Annotated in this window: 13 protein-coding genes; 8 read left to right on the plus strand and 5 right to left on the minus strand. The window is 66.0% G+C overall.

The features are described from left to right. Positions 1-90: 90 nt before the first annotated feature. The 6 genes from KHO41_RS30335 (at position 91) to KHO41_RS30360 (ending at position 7,994) form a co-directional block, all read left to right on the plus strand. Positions 91-546 carry a MaoC family dehydratase gene (locus KHO41_RS30335; RefSeq protein WP_211956941.1) on the plus strand — a complete coding sequence of 152 codons (456 nt, stop codon included), beginning with the start codon at positions 91-93 and terminating at the stop codon, positions 544-546. A 13-nt stretch (positions 547-559) separates the two neighbouring features. Beyond that, the gene (locus KHO41_RS30340) at positions 560-1,765 is read left to right on the plus strand and encodes an acetyl-CoA C-acyltransferase (RefSeq protein WP_211956942.1); all 1,206 of its coding nucleotides are present in this window, start codon (positions 560-562) and stop codon (positions 1,763-1,765) included. A 226-nt stretch (positions 1,766-1,991) separates the two neighbouring features. Continuing rightward, the gene (locus tag KHO41_RS30345; protein WP_211956943.1) at positions 1,992-2,966 is read left to right on the plus strand and encodes a WD40/YVTN/BNR-like repeat-containing protein; all 975 of its coding nucleotides are present in this window, start codon (positions 1,992-1,994) and stop codon (positions 2,964-2,966) included. Between the two features lie 33 nt (positions 2,967-2,999). Next, entirely contained in the window at positions 3,000-5,432 is a 2,433-nt protein-coding gene (locus tag KHO41_RS30350; RefSeq protein ID WP_211956944.1) for an efflux RND transporter permease subunit, read from the plus strand. A gap of 187 nt (positions 5,433-5,619) precedes the next feature. After that, a complete protein-coding gene (locus KHO41_RS30355; RefSeq protein ID WP_376989881.1) occupies positions 5,620-6,858 on the plus strand; it encodes an NADH:flavin oxidoreductase in 1,239 nt (412 codons plus the stop codon). 59 nt (positions 6,859-6,917) lie between these two features. Continuing rightward, positions 6,918-7,994 carry a Rieske 2Fe-2S domain-containing protein gene (locus KHO41_RS30360; protein ID WP_211956946.1) on the plus strand — a complete coding sequence of 359 codons (1,077 nt, stop codon included), beginning with the start codon at positions 6,918-6,920 and terminating at the stop codon, positions 7,992-7,994. Positions 7,995-8,960: 966 nt separating this feature from the next. Here the strand turns inward: KHO41_RS30360 and KHO41_RS30365 are convergent. The 3 genes from KHO41_RS30365 to KHO41_RS30375 form a co-directional block, all read right to left on the minus strand. Further along, positions 8,961-9,758, minus strand: a complete 798-nt coding sequence (locus KHO41_RS30365) for an SDR family NAD(P)-dependent oxidoreductase (protein WP_211956947.1) — start codon at positions 9,756-9,758, stop codon at positions 8,961-8,963. A gap of 170 nt (positions 9,759-9,928) precedes the next feature. Then, positions 9,929-10,333 (minus strand): cupin domain-containing protein, encoded by a 405-nt coding sequence (locus KHO41_RS30370; RefSeq protein ID WP_211956948.1) that lies wholly within the window; start codon positions 10,331-10,333, stop codon positions 9,929-9,931. Positions 10,334-10,344: 11 nt separating this feature from the next. Further along, positions 10,345-11,097, minus strand: coding sequence for an SDR family oxidoreductase (locus tag KHO41_RS30375; protein WP_211956949.1), 753 nt, complete (start codon positions 11,095-11,097; stop codon positions 10,345-10,347). A gap of 185 nt (positions 11,098-11,282) precedes the next feature. On the opposite strand from KHO41_RS30375, the gene pdxR reads away from it, so the two are divergent. Further along, positions 11,283-12,800 (plus strand): MocR-like pyridoxine biosynthesis transcription factor PdxR, encoded by a 1,518-nt coding sequence (gene pdxR, locus KHO41_RS30380; protein ID WP_211956950.1) that lies wholly within the window; start codon positions 11,283-11,285, stop codon positions 12,798-12,800. On the opposite strand, the gene KHO41_RS30385 is transcribed toward pdxR, so the two are convergent. Beyond that, positions 12,797-13,633 (minus strand): FAD synthetase family protein, encoded by an 837-nt coding sequence (locus KHO41_RS30385; protein WP_211956951.1) that lies wholly within the window; start codon positions 13,631-13,633, stop codon positions 12,797-12,799. The two genes, pdxR and KHO41_RS30385, sit on opposite strands and share 4 nt — an antisense overlap. A 91-nt stretch (positions 13,634-13,724) precedes the next feature. After that, a complete protein-coding gene (locus KHO41_RS30390) occupies positions 13,725-14,696 on the minus strand; it encodes a LysR family transcriptional regulator (RefSeq protein ID WP_211956952.1) in 972 nt (323 codons plus the stop codon). A gap of 150 nt (positions 14,697-14,846) precedes the next feature. Here KHO41_RS30390 and KHO41_RS30395 point away from each other — a divergent pair, with 150 nt between their 5' ends. Next, positions 14,847-15,398: a flavin reductase gene (locus KHO41_RS30395; RefSeq protein WP_211956953.1), complete on the plus strand. Its 552-nt coding sequence runs from the start codon at positions 14,847-14,849 to the stop codon at positions 15,396-15,398. The last annotated feature ends 21 nt before the right edge of the window (positions 15,399-15,419 follow it).

Raw genomic sequence — 15,419 nt, forward strand, 5'->3', positions numbered from 1 at the left:
AGAGGGGAGCAAAGAGCAAACAGGCGGGATCCACGGACAAGTCTGTGAACTTGGGGCCCATGAGGAAAGAGTCAACTCAGGAAACAGCAAATGCCAAGAACTTTCCGCTCTGCCGAAGACATTCACGACGCCGTCGGCCAGCGCCTCGGCGAAAGCGCCTGGACGCGGATCACCCAGGCGCAGGTCGGCCAGTTCGCCGATGCCACGGGCGATCACCAGTGGCTGCACGTCGATCCCGAACGTGCGGCGCAGGGCCCGTACGGCGCGTGCATCGCGCATGGCTACCTGACGCTGGCCCTGGTCAACCAGTTCCTGCCGGAGCTGGTCACGGTCGAGGGCATGAAATGGGGCGTCAACTACGGCTGCGACAAGGTCCGCTTTCCCGCGCCGGTGCGCGTGGGCGCCCGCGTACGCGGCGTGGGCGAGCTGGTGCGGGCCGAGACCCTGACGGGCGGCGTGCAGTCGGTAGTGCGCATGACCGTGGAAATCGAGGGCGAGGACAAACCGGCCTGCGTGGCCGAGACCATCAGCCGCTACTACTTCTGAGAAGGAATCGAGCATGAATGAAGCAGTCATCGTCGCCGTCGCGCGCACGCCGATCGGCAAGGCCTTCCGCGGCGCGTTCAACGATACCGAAGCCCCGGTGCTGGGCGGCCACGTGGTGCGCGCGGTGGTCGAGCGCGCGGGCGTGGACCCGGCCGAGGTGGAAGACGTACTGATCGGCGCGGCCGCTCAGCAGGGCACGCAGGGCTATAACCTGGGCCGCCTGTGCGCGGTCGCCGCGGGCCTGCCGGACAGTGTGCCCGGCATGACCATGGACCGCATGTGCGGCTCGGGCCTGATGACGATTGCGACGGCGGCGCGTGCGATCCAGTGCGGCGAGGCGGACATCCTCGTGGCCGGTGGCGTGGAATCCATCTCGCTCACGCAGAACAAGCACAAGAACGCCTTCCGCGCCCAGTCCGAAGCCGTACTGGCGCACCAGCCCGCCGCCTATATGGCGATGATCGAGACCGCCGAAGTGGTCGCGCGCCGTTACGGCATCAGCCGCGCCGAGCAGGACGCCTACGCCTGGCGCAGCCAGCAGCGCACCGCCGAGGCACAGCGCCGCGGCGCCTTTGACGACGAGATCGTGCCGCTGGAAACGCGCCGCGCGCTGTTCGACAAGAGTGGCGTGCTGACCGGCCATGAAACCGTTCGGCTGGACCGCGACGAATGCAACCGGCCCGACACCACGGCCGAAAGCCTTGCCGCACTGAAGCCGGTCTGGAGCGGCGGACAGGCAATCGCCCAAGGCGAATACATCACCGCGGGCAATGCCTCGCAGCTTTCCGACGGCGCAGCCGCGGTGCTGCTGATGAGCGCTGAAGAAGCACAACGCCGCGGCCTGCGTCCGCTCGGCCGCTACCGCGGCATGGCGGTGGCGGGCTGTGCGCCCGACGAGATGGGCATCGGCCCGGTGTTCGCCGTGCCGAAGCTGCTGGAGCGCCACGGCATGACGGTGGCTGACGTCGGCCTGTGGGAGCTGAACGAGGCGTTTGCGTCGCAGGTGCTGTATTGCCAGCAGAAGCTCGGCATTCCCGATGCGCGCCTGAACGTGAGCGGCGGCGCGATCTCGGTCGGCCATCCGTTCGGCATGTCGGGCGCGCGCATGACCGCGCACGCGCTGATCGAAGGCCGCCGCCGCGGCGTGCGGCAAGCGGTGGTGACCATGTGCATCGGCGGCGGCATGGGTGCCGCGGCGCTGTTCGACGTGTTGCCATGAGGACCGCTGGTTTGCTCCCCTCTCCCATTTATGGGAGAGGGGCGGGGGAGAGGGCGGGCATCTCCACGAAGTGAAGCGCTGCGATGCTTGCCATGCGCCTGCCCTCTCCCCCGGCCCCTCTCCCGCAAGCGGGAGAGGGGAGCAAACACGTAGCACATAAGGGCAGCACCGGCATGGACGGCCCTCCATAAGGTCGTCTGCCATCACTCCAGACGGAGGAGACATCATGAAACGACTGATCGGCATCGCCATGTCGCTGGCGGTACTGGCGACCGCGGTATGGGCCTTTGCGCCGCGTCCGCTGCCACCATTCCCGGCGACGGCACTGCGTCCGGACGGCCTGCAGGTAAACGGCATGGCGCGCGCCGGCGAGCGGCTGGTGGCCGTGGGCGAGCGCGGCAAGATCCTGCTCAGCGATGACCAGGGCCGCACCTGGCGCGGCGCAACCGTGGACCATCCGCAAGGCGCCTCGCTGACGCAGGTCGCGTTTGCCGACAGCCGCCATGGCATGGCGGTGGGCCACAGCGGCTGGATCCTGCGTACCGAGGATGGCGGCGAACACTGGCAGCAGGCCGCGTTCGACACTGAGTCGTCCGATCCGCTGCTCGGCGCCTGGGCGCAGGCTGGCGGAACCTGGTTCGCGGTTGGCAGTTTCGGCCGCTTCCTGGTCTCGCGCGATCTTGGCAAGCATTGGGAGGACGGCGCCGCGAAGGGCATGCCAGAGGCGATGAAGGACCGCCACCTGAACGGCATCGCCGGCGATGCGCAAGGCCGCCTGATGCTGGTCGGCGAAGGCGGACTGGTATTGCGTTCGGCCGACGGCGGCGAGCATTGGGAAGCCGTGAAGGCACCCTATGAAGGATCGCTGTACGGCGCCTTGCCGCTGCGCGATGGTGCCTGGCTGGCCTTCGGCATGCGCGGCAACGTGCTGCGCAGCGAAGACTTCGGTACGACCTGGCAAGTGGCCGAGACGGGCCTGAAGACCTCCTTCTTCGGTGGTGTGACGCTGCCTGACGGCCGCATCGTGCTGGCCGGCCAAGGTGGCAGCCTGGTGTTGTCTGCCGATGGCGGACGCCACTTCGCCGCCTTGCCCGCCGGCAGCCCGCAGACCCTGGCCGCGCTGGCCCTGACCGGCAAGGACACGCTGGCACTGGGTGGCAACGGCGGCATTGCGGACCTGACGCTTCCCGCTGTCCGCTAATTCCCACCCGCCTGAACGATTGCGAGAACGATCATGAACCGCCCCCAATCTCCCGGCCGCCTGGGCCGTTTCGTTGATGCCTGCGCCGGACTGCTGATGCGCCGCCGCCGCGTGTTGCTGACCATCTGCCTGGCCATCACCGTGGCGCTGGGCTTTTCCGCCACGCGCCTGCGGCTCGATCCCGGGTTCAACAAGATGATCCCGCTGCAGCACCCGTACATGCAGGTGTTCACCAAGTATGCGAGTACCTTCTCGGGTGCCAACACGGTGCTCGTGAGCCTGCGCTGGAAGGGTGATGGCGACATCTACAACGCGGCCTTCATGGACAAGCTGCGCCGCGCCACCGACGAGGTGTTCTTTATTCCCGGCGTGGACCGCTCGCGCGTGTTCTCGCTATTCACGCCGAACGTGCGCTTCACGGAGGTGACCGAGGCCGGCTTCCGTGGCGACGTGGTCGTGCCTGGGCGCTTCTCCGGCACGCCGGCAGAACTCGACAAGGTGCGCCGCAACGTGGCGCGCTCCGGGCAGATCGGCCGGCTGGTCAGCAATGACCTCAAGTCCGCGCTGATCCGCGCCGAGCTGCGCGAGACCGATCCGGCCACTGGCAAGACCATCGACTACGGCACGGTCGCGCGCCAGCTCGAGAAAATCCGTGCGGAGTTCGGCGGCACCGATGTCGACGTGAATGTCGTCGGCTTCGCCAAGCTGGTCGGCGACGTGGAAGAGGGCATCGCCGGCGTGATGGGCTTCTTCGCACTGGCCTTTGCCGTGACGGCGCTGCTGCTGTGGCTCTATACCCGCTCGCTGCGTACAACGCTGCTCGCGCTCGTGGTGGCGCTGCTGCCGGTGGGCTGGCTGCTTGGGCTGCTGCCGCTGCTGGGCTATGGCATCGACCCGATGTCGATCCTGGTGCCGTTCCTGATCTTTTCGATCGGCGTGTCGCACGCAGTGCAGATGACCAACGCGTGGAAGCAGGAGGTGGTGCAGGGCCACAGCGCGCTGGACAGCGCCAGCGCCGCGTTCCGCAAGCTGTTTATCCCAGGCACGGTCGCGCTGCTGACCAATGCGCTCGGCTTCATGGTGATCATGCGCATCGAGATCGATATCGTGCGCGAGCTTGGCATCACCGCCTGCCTGGGCGTGCTGCTGATGATTGTGACCAACAAGGTGTTCCTGCCGATCCTGCTGTCGTACACGCGGCTGGAGCCGTCGGCGCTGGCAGCGGCGCAGGCGCGCCGTGCGCAGGGCGGCGGCCGGCTGTGGCAGAAGTTCGGCGCGCTGGCGCGGCCGGCACCGGCACTGGGCGTGTTCGTCGCCGCGCTGGCGCTGCTGGCGGTCGGCGCGATCGAATCGCGCGGCCTCAAGATCGGCGACGTGGGCAGCGGTGCGCCCGAACTGCGCGCCGACTCGCGCTACAACCGCGACAGCGCCAGCGTGGTCAGCCAGTACAACATCGGCTCGGACGCGCTGACGGTGGTGGTGGAGCCGGCCGGCTTTGATGATGGCTGCCTTCACTATCCCGTGATGAGCGCAGTCGAACGCTTCGAAATGCACATGCGCGGCGTGTCCGGCGTGCAGTCGGTGGTGAGCGTGTCGTCGCTGGCCAAGGTGGTGATCGGCGCCTACAACGAGGGCAATCCGCGCTGGGAAGCACTGCCGCGCAACGGCGATGGCCTGAGCCAGGGCGCCAAGGCTTTCGACCCGGACAACGGCATGAACACGCCGAACTGCCAGGCCATCCAGGTGCTGATCTACACGGCCAACCATGAGGGCGCCACCATTGCCCACATCATCCGCGAGATCCGCCGCTTTACGGCCGAAGACAAGACGCCGAACGTGGCGTTCCGCCTGGCCGGCGGCAATATCGGCGTGATGGCGGCTACCAACGAGGCGGTGGAAGAGGCCGAGGTGGCGATGCTGCTGTCGATCTTCGGCGCCATCACCCTGCTGTGCCTGCTGACGTTCCGCTCGTGGCGCGCGGTGCTGTGCATCATCGTGCCGCTGACGCTGGTGTCGGTGCTGTGCAATGCGCTGATGGCGCGCCTTGGCATCGGCCTGAAGGTTTCGACGCTGCCGGTGATCACGCTCGGCGTCGGCGTCGGCGTGGACTACGGCATCTACCTGTACGAGCGCATCCAGCACCAGATCCGCGAGGAAGGCCAGAGCCTGCCGCAGGCCTTCGCGGAAGCCATGCGCCAGCGCGGCTCGGCGGCGCTGTTCACGGCGCTGACGATGTGCATCGGCGTGGGCACGTGGGCGTTTGCCGCGCTCAAGTTCCAGGCGGACATGGGCATCCTGCTGGCGTTCATGTTCCTGGTGAACCTGTTCGGCGCGGTATCGCTACTGCCAGCGCTGGCGGCATGGTTGGGGGTGGAAGAGGAGGAGCGCGCCCGGGTGGCTGCAGGGAGCGCCGTGCACGACGAGCGGGTACGTCCGGCACGCGGGCTGAAGTCCGATACGGCATGACGCCGGCACGATAGCCAATCCGCACGTCGATGGTCTTCTGCGCTGTCCCATGAGCGGGGCAGGGCAGAAGGCCATCGCTTCATATGAGTCATTACCAAAAGCAAAGACCCAGGGGAGGGACAGCATGGAGGCTCCGCAATCTGCCGGCGCAGCGGCATTCGCACCGGTTCGCATCGGCCCGCTGACGCTGCGCAACCGCTTTATCAAGGCTGGCGCGAACGAGGGCATGACGCCCGAGGGCCTGCCGACGCAGGCGCTGGTCAAGCACCACAGCGACCTGGCCGCAGGTGGCGTAGGCATGACCACCGTGGCCTATGCTGCCGTGGCCGATGACGGCTTGACCTTCGCGCACCAGCTCAGCATGCGCGCGGAACAGGTGCAGCACTTGCGCGTACTGACCGATGCCGTGCATCGCGAAGGTGCGGCGGCCTGCCTGCAGATCACCCATGCCGGCTCGTTCACCACCATGCGCCACGGCGGCAGCCGCGCGCCCGGCAGCGCGTCGTCGGGGCTCAATGCCTTCGGCATGATGCACGGCGTGTATTTCCAGCGCGCCATGAGCCAGGCGGACATGTCGCGCCGCGCGGTGCAGTTCGCGCAGGCAGCACGGCTCGCGCGCGAGGCCGGTTTCGACGCCGTGGAAATCCATATGGGCCATGGTTACCTGCTTAACCAGTTCCTGTCGCCGCTGAGCAACCGGCGTCGCGATATGTTCGGCGGCAGCGTGGAAAACCGCACGCGCTTCCCGGCGATGGTGCTGCGCCAGGTGAAGGACGCGGTCGGTGCCGACATGGCGGTGTGCTGCAAGCTCAGCGTGACCGACGGCGTGCCCGGCGGCAATGACGCTGCCGACTCGGCAATCACTGCACGCCTCCTGGAAGCGGAGGGCGCCGACCTGCTGACCCTTAGCGGCGGACGCAATGTCGAAAGCCCGTGGGCGCTGTTCGGCAGCCCGATGCCGACCGCACAGATGAAGGCCGCCGCGCCGAACGCGATGGCCCGCTTCGGCATCACCATGCTGGAGAAGCGCACGCCGCGTGACCTGGCATTCCGGGAACTCTATTTCCTCGAGGCGTCGCGCGTGGTGCGGCAGGCGGTGCGGATGCCGCTGGCCTATATCGGCGGCGTGAAATCGCTGGATAACGTGGACGCGCTGCTTGGCGAAGGTTTCGACTGCATCGCGCTGGCGCGCGCGCTGATCCACGATCCGGCGCTGGTCGAGCACTGGCGAACCGGCGTGGTCACGCGTTCGGCGTGCGACAGCTGCAATGGCTGCGTCGCGAAGATCTACGACCCGGCGGGAGTGTGCTGCGTGCACGGCCCGGCCAACGATCCCGCGCTCACAGGCATCCCGGCGGCGCTGAAGCCGGTCCAGGTCGTGAAGTCCGTGACAGCGCACACCGAGCCTAGTCTGATGGGACGATGAGCGGCGTGCGCGCGCCTCGTATCGTGAAGCATCCACAGAGATCCAAGGAGACAGACGCCATGACAACCACCGGCTACAAGATCGAAACGCGCCCGCTCGAGGCCCGCTACGCGCGAGGCTGGCACTGCCTGGGACTGGCCGACGATTACCGCGACGGCAAGCCGCATACGCTGAACATCTTCGGCAAGCGCCTGGCGGCGTTTGCCGACTCGACCGGCGCCATCCGCATCGTCGACAGCTATTGCCCGCATATGGGGGCCGACCTCAGCACCGGCACCGTGCAGGGCGACAACCTGGTCTGCCCGTTCCACGGCTGGCAATGGGGCGGCGACGGTGGCTGCAAGTCGATTCCCTACTGCAAGCGCGTGCCGCCCAAGGCTCGCATCGGCAGCTGGGAGACCAGCGAGCAGAACCGGCTGCTGTTCATCTGGCACGATCCGGAAGGCCGTCCGGCGCCGCCGGAAGTCGCCATTCCGCGCATCGACGCCTGCTATGAGCCGGATTGGTCTGACTGGGCCATGGACAAGATGCTGATCGGCACCAACTGCCGCGAGCTCGTCGACAATATCTCCGACATGGCGCATTTCGGGACTGTGCACGGCGCGCCGGTGGATTACTTCGCCAACCTGTTCGAGCACCACAAGGCTACGCAGCTGATGATCGGGCGCAGCGCCAGGCTGTCCGGCGACTCGCGGCTGACCGCACACTCGACGTACTTCGGCCCGGCGTACCACATCACCGAGATGACGGGCAAGATGGGCGACCAGGAGATCCACTCGATCCTGCTCAACTGCCATGTGCCGATCGATCTGAACAGTTTCGAACTGCGTTATGGCGTGCTGGTCAAGAAGATACCGGGGCTGTCCGACGAGCAGAACCGTGCGGTCGCGCAAGCCTATGTCGAGCAGGCCCGCGCGGCCTTCTACGAGGACGTGGTGATCTGGGATAGCAAGATCCGCATCGACAATCCGCTGCTGTGCGAGGGCGACGGGCCGATCTACCAGATGCGTGACTGGTACCAGCAGTTCTATACCGATGTGGAACAGGTGCGCCCGGCCAGCGTGGCGCGACGGGTGTTCGAGCTGAATCCTGCAGGCATGGAACCGCCGGCGCTGCGGCATGTGTTTGAGGTCTGAGGCGGGCGGGACGACGTCAAGGGCTGGAGGCGTCGTCCACGATGGGGGTTTTGGATCACGAAACCCCTTTTTCTTCGTTCGGTGAAGTGTGGGGTTGTCGTTCTTGGCGAGCGGTGCTGTTTTGCTGGCGTCGCTGGCAGGGGCTTGTCGTTCGGGGTGGGTTATCGCTATTCGCTGGCGCGGCTGTTTCGCCGGCGTAGCCGGCGAGTCACTTTTGTCCGAGCGACAAAAGTAACCAAAAACGCGTTTTGGTTGCCCCAAAGGGGCGAATTTTTATCGTAGTGTGCGAGGGGTGTTGTACGGGTATGGGCTTCAGAGGAGATTTCCGCTGCCTGCCGCGTGGGGCACCACCGTGAGTGGGAATACAGCGCTGATTGGACGAGCCCTGCAAGCGTCTGTGGCCCCTGCTGCGAGCGATATCGTGTAATCGCCTTCGGCTGCGCTACGCGCAGAGCTCAAGTCTGAGCACGCAGGCCCAAGGCGAACCGCGCCTCGGTGACGATGCCTGCCAATGCATGCGCGTAGAGACAGGACATCAGGAACTGGAACGGGGACTCGGGCGCCAGCCACGTTGATGAGCTTGCCCCCAGACGACGCCGTGCGCGCAGCGCAGCCGAAGGCGTCCCACCACTGACCTGGTTGAAACGCTGTACCCGAGTCCGTCTTGGGGATCGTCCAAAAGCCGTGCCGCGCCAGGCACAGGTTCTGACTCACATAGCGTTAGCAGGTTGGAACGGCCGACCACCATCGCAGGCGTCCAAAGCCGTTTGAGCTACTGCCACCGTGGAATTGATGGCCAGCGGCAACGACGCGCTTTTCTGCCTACTCTTTTGTCGCTCGGACAAAAGAGTAGGTCGCCGGCTACGCCGGCGAAACAGCGGCGCATGCCAAGAGCGCCCCCCCAATCCCAACCCCAAAACCCCCGCCGGCAACGCCAGCGAAACAGCCGCGCCTAATAACCGAGATTCACCGCTGCGAAGGAATATTCCCCCCATCGACCACAAGTTCGGTGCCAGTGATGTAACTGGCTTCGCTCGACAGCAGGAAACGGACCACCCGCCCGATCTCCGCGGGCGTGCCAAGACGGCCCAACTGAATGCGGCGCTCGAACGTGCCCGGAGGCAGGGCATCGATAGCGGGCTGGAGCATCGGCGTATGGATCTGTCCCGGAGAAACCGCGTTGATGCGAATCCCGTCCTGGCCCAAGCTGTCCGCTAGCGAACGCACGAGCGAGAGCAAACCGCCCTTGGAAGCCGAGTAGGCCGGAATCAATCCATTGCCCAATGTCGCATTGATCGATGCGATGGCAACCACGGCGGCGCCCGGTTGCTGGCGCAAGTCGGCCAGCATGGCCTGGACCAGCAGCGGCATGGCGCGCAGATTAACATCGAGCACGGCGTCCCAGCGTGCCTGCGTCAGGCCGTCGATCCCGCTCTGGTCCACCACGCCGGCAGCATGCACCATGCCGCCGAGCGCCGGCAGGGCTGCGCGTGTGCGGGCCAGCGCATCTTCGATGCCTGCGGGTACCCGCAGGTCAATGCCGAGCCCAAAGGTGGGCACGTCATAGCGTTCGGCCAGCGTCGCCGCGACGGCTCGCGCCTTGTCCTCCTGGATATCCCAGATGGCTACAGGCCGGCCGACAGCGGCCAGGGCCTCCGCGCAAGCCTCGCCGATGCCGGAGGCTGCGCCGGTAATCACGACACTGCTGGCCGGGCTGTTCAGGGCCACGCGAAAGTCGCTGGCGGCAGGATGTTGGGTCGTCACTTGTTGTCTCTCCCGGATGTCTTGGTCAGTGGCACAGCCGCGACAGGCGCGGCTGCTATGCGCATTGTTTCCGCTCACGTTCAAGGTGACATAGTCCAAACAGACTAAAACGGGCGCGCCGGTCCCGGCATCTGCCGTCCGACGCGCCTGAATTGCCGGGTCCTGCAAGCCTATTTCACGGGCGTCAGGATCGGTGCGCCCTTGTTCTTGATCAGGAGCACGACAAACTTGGCCGGCTGTGTGGAACTCGCATTGCGCCCGACGGTATGGATGTCATTCGTGCCTTCGTGGAAGGTATCGCCGGGCTTGAGCGTTACCTCCTTGCCACCCTTGACGCCCATGACGATGTTGCCCTCGAGCACGTAGACAAAGGCGTGCGCATCATGTCGATGCACGGGGTCCACCGCGCCCGGTGGATAGTCCACGATGATCATCTCGACTTCCTTGCCCGGGTATTCGGGCAACGGTTCCGTCCGCAGGGGCGTGACCTTCGCTTCCGGTGCGGCCACTGCCGGCTGCGCCGCCATCAGGCACGACAGCATCAGCGCTGCCGCCAATGAGACGATTGCTTTCATGGCTTTACTCCTTATTGCTTGTTCGCTTGCGAGAGCCACTGCTCGAGGCTGACGCGGCCGATCCGCGCGTCGCCGAGCGGTACGAGCGACATTTCCTCGACCTGACCGCCGTAGTACAGAGCTTCGCGGTCCGTCACCACCGTGCGGGCATCGCCCGTTGACTTCAGATAGCGCGCAACGATCTCGGCAAAGGGAGCGCGGTCCGGGCCGGCGATCTCAAGGGTGCCATTCAGGGGCGCTTCCAGCGCGACCTGTGCAAGGATTGCCGCGACGTCTTGGGAAGCAATCGGCTGAAACAGCCCGTCGCCGATACGCACGGTATTGCCGTCCGTGCCGAAATCGGCGATACCGCCGAGGAATTCCATGAACTGCGTGGCGCGCACGATCGTGTACGGCACGCCGGCTGCTTCAATGGCTTCCTCCTGCGCGACTTTTGCTGCGAAATATGCATTGCCCGGCATGCGGTCGGTACCGACGATCGACAGCGCGACGTGATGGCGTACACCCGCGGCCACTTCGGCCTTGCCGAGATTGCGTGCGGAAGTGCGGAAAAAATCGAGTACGGCCTGCGGTTCCCACGATGGTGCGTTCGCCACATCCACGACGACGTCCGCGCCCTCGAATGCCTGGGCCAATCCTTCGCCCGTCACGCTGTTGACGCCGGTACTCGGAGAGGCCGCGATTGCGGTATGACCAGCCTTGGCGAGCAGTGCGACAACTTGGGAGCCGATCAGGCCGGAACCACCGATTACAACGATCTTCATGGCAGATTCTCCAGATGAGAGTAGGGAAGTGCGCGGTGCGGCTGTCGGGGGCATCCATCCGGGTGCCTGTCCCCGTCGCATCGTGTGAGACCATTGTGGAACAATCATGCCCTATGGATAAGGGCCAAGAATTGTCGAAATGACTAGGCCAAGTCCAGCCTGTCCACATTGCCCGCGAACCCGTCATGACCGCTCGGACTTCCCCCTTGGCCATCGAAATCGACCGCCAGAACCGCTCGCCGATCTATCTGCAGATTTGCGAGCGGTTCAGGACAGCCATCGCCGCGGGGCACTTGCGTCCCGGCGATCGCGTACCCGCGCTTCGGGGGCTTGCCCTGCAGTTGAATACGGCGCGCGGCACGGTCGAAATGGCCTATACCATCCTAGTCGACGAGGGCTACCTGCAGATGCGCGGTGCGGCGGGGACGTTCGTCTCCGCGTCGTTGCCGGCATCGGTGACGCGTCCTGCACGGAAAGACGATCGCCAGGGCCTCGCAGCCAGGGAGCAGGGTGCGCCTAAGGCGTCCGAGGCATTGCGCAGTCGTAAGCCGGCGCAGCGTCAACTGGCAATCGCGGTGGCGATGAGCGGGGAGCCTAAGCTCTTGCAACCGGGGCTGCCGGCACTGGACGCGTTCCCGCGCAAGCTGTGGAACCGGCTCGTCTCGCGTTGCGCGCGCAGCGGAGAACGCGCGATGCTGGCCTATCCGGACCCGGTTGGTTACCGCGCGCTGCGTGAGCACATTGCCACCTATCTGGGCTTGTCGCGGGGCGTGGTGTGCGTGCCGGAACAGGTATTCATCACCGCTGGCTACCGCGCGACGCTCGAACTCGTCTTGCGCAGTCTCGCGAGTCCCAATGACCGCATGTGGTTCGAAGACCCCGGCTACCTGCTCGCACGCGGCTTTCTGGCCGAAGTCGGCGTCAATCTCGTACCGGTGCCGATCGACAGCGAAGGGATCGATGTCGAGCGCGGCATCGCGCTGGATTCGCTCGCGCGTTTCGCACTGGTGACGCCATCGCACCAGGCGCCGCTCGGATACACATTGTCGCTCGCCAGGCGCATGGCGCTGCTCGATTGGGCGGCGAAAGGGTCTCGCTGGATCATCGAAGACGACTACGACAGCGAGTTCCGTTATGTGGGCCGGCCACTGCCGGCGTTGAAAAGCCTCGACAAGGACGATCGCGTGATCTACAGCGGCACCTTCAGCAAGGTGATGTTTCCGGGACTACGGCTCGCGTATGCCGTGGTGCCGGAGCGCGCGGTCGAACGCGTGGAGCGCGTGGCGTGCAGTATGAATGCCGGCTCGCCGATGCTATTGCAGGCGGCCGTGGCGGACTTCATCGAACAGGGGCATTTTGCGCGGCACGTGAAGCGGATGCGTGCGTTGTACGGGCAGCGCCGCACGCTGATTGCGCATGCGCTGGAGCAGGCGTTCGGGGAGCGCATGCTTGTCGAGCTGCCGCACGGCGGCATCCAGTTCGCGGTCCGGTTTGCCGAAGGTCCCGAAGGTCCCGTCGACGACGTGGCCTTTGCCGCGCGCGCACGCGACGCAGGGCTCGCGGTGGTGCCACTGTCGATCTGGTATGCGAACGCACGCACGCGGCGTACGCCACGCGGCCTGGTCATGGGATTCGCGAACATCACCGATGCGAGGGAAGCGTCCCGTCTCGCGCGAACCTTGCGCGCGTGCCTCGAGGGCTAGGCTGGCGCCGAACTGAAGAAGCGCACCGAGACCGCGCTGCCAGGCATCGGCGCGAAATGCGCGTCGCTGAGCACGCGGGCCATGCCGTCCGCAGCCCCAAGCTGCACGAGCGCCGGGCGCCAGTGCGGCGCACCCGCCTGAGCGCGGACCGCGCCGGAGTAGTGCCCGACAGGCGGCACGCAGATGCCCTGCGGGAGGCGAATCTCCGCCGCGCCGCTGGCTCTGGCAGGCGCCTTGGCGACTACCATGGCATGAATTTCATGCGGGCGCTCGAGCAACGCAGCCGCAGCACGCACGTCGCCGCACTGAATCAGGCGGCGGGCTTCCGTGGATGAACAGCGCACATCCATTCCGGTTGCATTGGTGGCATGCAACGCTACGGGCTCGACGTCATAGCCGTGCGACTTGCCAAGCTGGCCGAGGTAATCGATATCGCCCTGGCGTCCCCGACCGCAGCGGAAATTCGCGCCGACCACCAGCCGCCGCATGCCCAGACGCGCAAGCAACAAGCCACGAACGAAGTCATCGGCACTGGCTTCACTGAGGGCGCGGTCGAACGGCAGCACAAGGCAGTGGTCAACGGCGCCGCTTTCGGCCAGGAGCGCGATACGGTCATCGACCGTGGAGATCATGCGCGGCGCACTCTGCGGCTGCAGAAAGGCCCGCGGATGCGGATCGAAGGTCAGCAATACGGTCGGCAGCCCGAGCGCACGCCCGCTGGCGCGCAACGCAGCCAGGACGGCGCGGTGCCCGCGGTGCACACCATCGAACGTGCCGATCGAAACAACGGATGCCGCCAGACGCAGCGCGTCCGCCTGCCTTGTCACCTGCATGATGTTCTCCTCCTCTTGTCATGCACCGCATGCTAGGAGGCGATGGCGCATGACGCCAATCCTTTGCCGTCATGGTGTCTATAACCGGCGCTCATCCTTCCATGTTTGCCCCGGCTGCCGCGCCCGCCACGGCATCGTGCCGGGCAAACAGCCGGTGTACCAGCGCGCGGATCCACTGGTTGCCGGGCTCGCGGTGCACGCGATCGTGCCAGTGCTGGGCGATGTCCATGCCGGGCAGCGTCAGCGGTGGCGTGACAACCGTCAGGTCGAGGTCCTTGCAAAGCGCGCGTGCAAGCGTCAGCGGCAGGACAGCCACGGCGTCCGAGTGCTTGGCGATCAGGCCCGCGGTGGCGAAGCTCGGCACACGGCAGATGATGTTGGTATGCGGTACGGCGGCCTCGATGGCGCGCTCGATGCTCAGGTGCTGGTGGCCGGTACCGACCGCGGAGACCAGCACATGCTTCTCGGCGATGAAGGCGTCCAGATCGCCCAGCTGTGCCAGCCGCGGATGGTCCTTGCGCACCACCGCGCCGTAGGTTTCGTGCCATAGCAACTGCCGGCGGATGCTTTGCGTGAGCCCCGGGAACGAGCCGATGGCCAGGTCGACGAGGCCGTTCTCGAGCCAGATGTCGAGATGCGTGGCATCGGCGTTGACCGCCTGCACCAGGATGCCCGGCGCTTCTTCCGCCAGCCGGCTCAGCAGCGGCGGCAGCATTTGCGAGGCGCCGGCATCGAGCAGGAAGAAGCTGAAGCTGCGCTGGCTGGTGCGCGGGTCAAAGCCGACATGGTCCGAGCGCAGCGCACGCACGCTCTGGAGAATGCCCCGCACCGGGTCGGCAAGCTCGAGTGCCTTGGGTGTCGGCTCCATGCGCAGGCCGACGCGGACGAACAGCGGGTCACCGAAATACTGGCGCAGCCGCGCGAGCGTCTTGCTCAACGCAGGCTGCGTCAGGTTGAGCACGCGCGCCGCCTTGGTGAGGCTGCGCTCACTCAGCAGTACATCGAGCACCAGCAGTTGATTCAGGCTGAGTTCGTCTTCATGACGCTGAGGAATAGTGTCCATGATGCGAGGTGATTAGCAAACGGGCAGGCTCGGCTGTAGTCTAGTTTCACACAGCTGACACAGATCAGAAAGCAGGTTTCCAGAGACAAAGCTTCATCCAAGCCCTGTCGCAGGGCAACGAAGAAGGCCCCCAACAAGGAGGAGATCGCCATGTCGTCCGCAGTCTTCATCGAAGCCGGCGCGAGCCGCATTCCCGACGCCGCCATCGACGCCACCCGCTTCCGCGACGCCTTGTCGCTTGCGGTCACCGCCGTGACCGTCATCGCCACCGACGGCGCAGGCGGCCGCGCTGGCGTCACGTGCTCGGCGGTCTGTTCCGTGAGCGATTCGCCGCCCACCGTGCTGTTCTGCATCAATCGCCGCAGCGCCGCAAACAGCGTGATCAAGTCCAACGGCGTGGTCAGTATCAACTGGTTGCACGCCAGCCAGACCGCAGTGTCCCAGCTGTTCGCCGGGGCCGGCGCGGTGCCGATGGCGCAGCGCTTCGACGATGACGGCTGGGGCGTGTTCGGCACCGGCGCGCCATACAGCAAGTCCGCCATGGTCGCGCTCGACTGCAAGGTCGTCGATCAGCTCGAAATCGGCACCCACAGCGTCTTCGTCGCGCAGGTGCTCGGCAGTTCGGGCGCTGAAAGCAGCAACGACACGCCGCTGGTCTACTGCCGCCGCAGCTACGCCACCACGCAGCCAGTCGCGGCTTAGCACGACTTGACGCGGCCTGGC

The organism is Cupriavidus numazuensis, assembly GCF_905397435.1.
Lineage (GTDB): Bacteria > Pseudomonadota > Gammaproteobacteria > Burkholderiales > Burkholderiaceae > Cupriavidus > Cupriavidus numazuensis.

What these genes read in the sequence shown, in the direction of transcription:
- KHO41_RS30335 (WP_211956941.1), top strand. Translation starts at nt 91, where the DNA reads ATGCCAAGAACTTTCCGCTCTGCCGAAGACATTCACGACGCCGTCGGC.
- KHO41_RS30340 (WP_211956942.1), top strand. Translation starts at nt 560, where the DNA reads ATGAATGAAGCAGTCATCGTCGCCGTCGCGCGCACGCCGATCGGCAAG.
- KHO41_RS30345 (WP_211956943.1), top strand. Translation starts at nt 1,992, where the DNA reads ATGAAACGACTGATCGGCATCGCCATGTCGCTGGCGGTACTGGCGACC.
- KHO41_RS30350 (WP_211956944.1), top strand. Translation starts at nt 3,000, where the DNA reads ATGAACCGCCCCCAATCTCCCGGCCGCCTGGGCCGTTTCGTTGATGCC.
- KHO41_RS30360 (WP_211956946.1), top strand. Translation starts at nt 6,918, where the DNA reads ATGACAACCACCGGCTACAAGATCGAAACGCGCCCGCTCGAGGCCCGC.
- KHO41_RS30370 (WP_211956948.1), bottom strand. Translation starts at nt 10,333, where the DNA reads ATGAAAGCAATCGTCTCATTGGCGGCAGCGCTGATGCTGTCGTGCCTG.
- KHO41_RS30375 (WP_211956949.1), bottom strand. Translation starts at nt 11,097, where the DNA reads ATGAAGATCGTTGTAATCGGTGGTTCCGGCCTGATCGGCTCCCAAGTT.
- pdxR (WP_211956950.1), top strand. Translation starts at nt 11,283, where the DNA reads ATGACCGCTCGGACTTCCCCCTTGGCCATCGAAATCGACCGCCAGAAC.
- KHO41_RS30385 (WP_211956951.1), bottom strand. Translation starts at nt 13,633, where the DNA reads ATGCAGGTGACAAGGCAGGCGGACGCGCTGCGTCTGGCGGCATCCGTT.
- KHO41_RS30390 (WP_211956952.1), bottom strand. Translation starts at nt 14,696, where the DNA reads ATGGACACTATTCCTCAGCGTCATGAAGACGAACTCAGCCTGAATCAA.
- KHO41_RS30395 (WP_211956953.1), top strand. Translation starts at nt 14,847, where the DNA reads ATGTCGTCCGCAGTCTTCATCGAAGCCGGCGCGAGCCGCATTCCCGAC.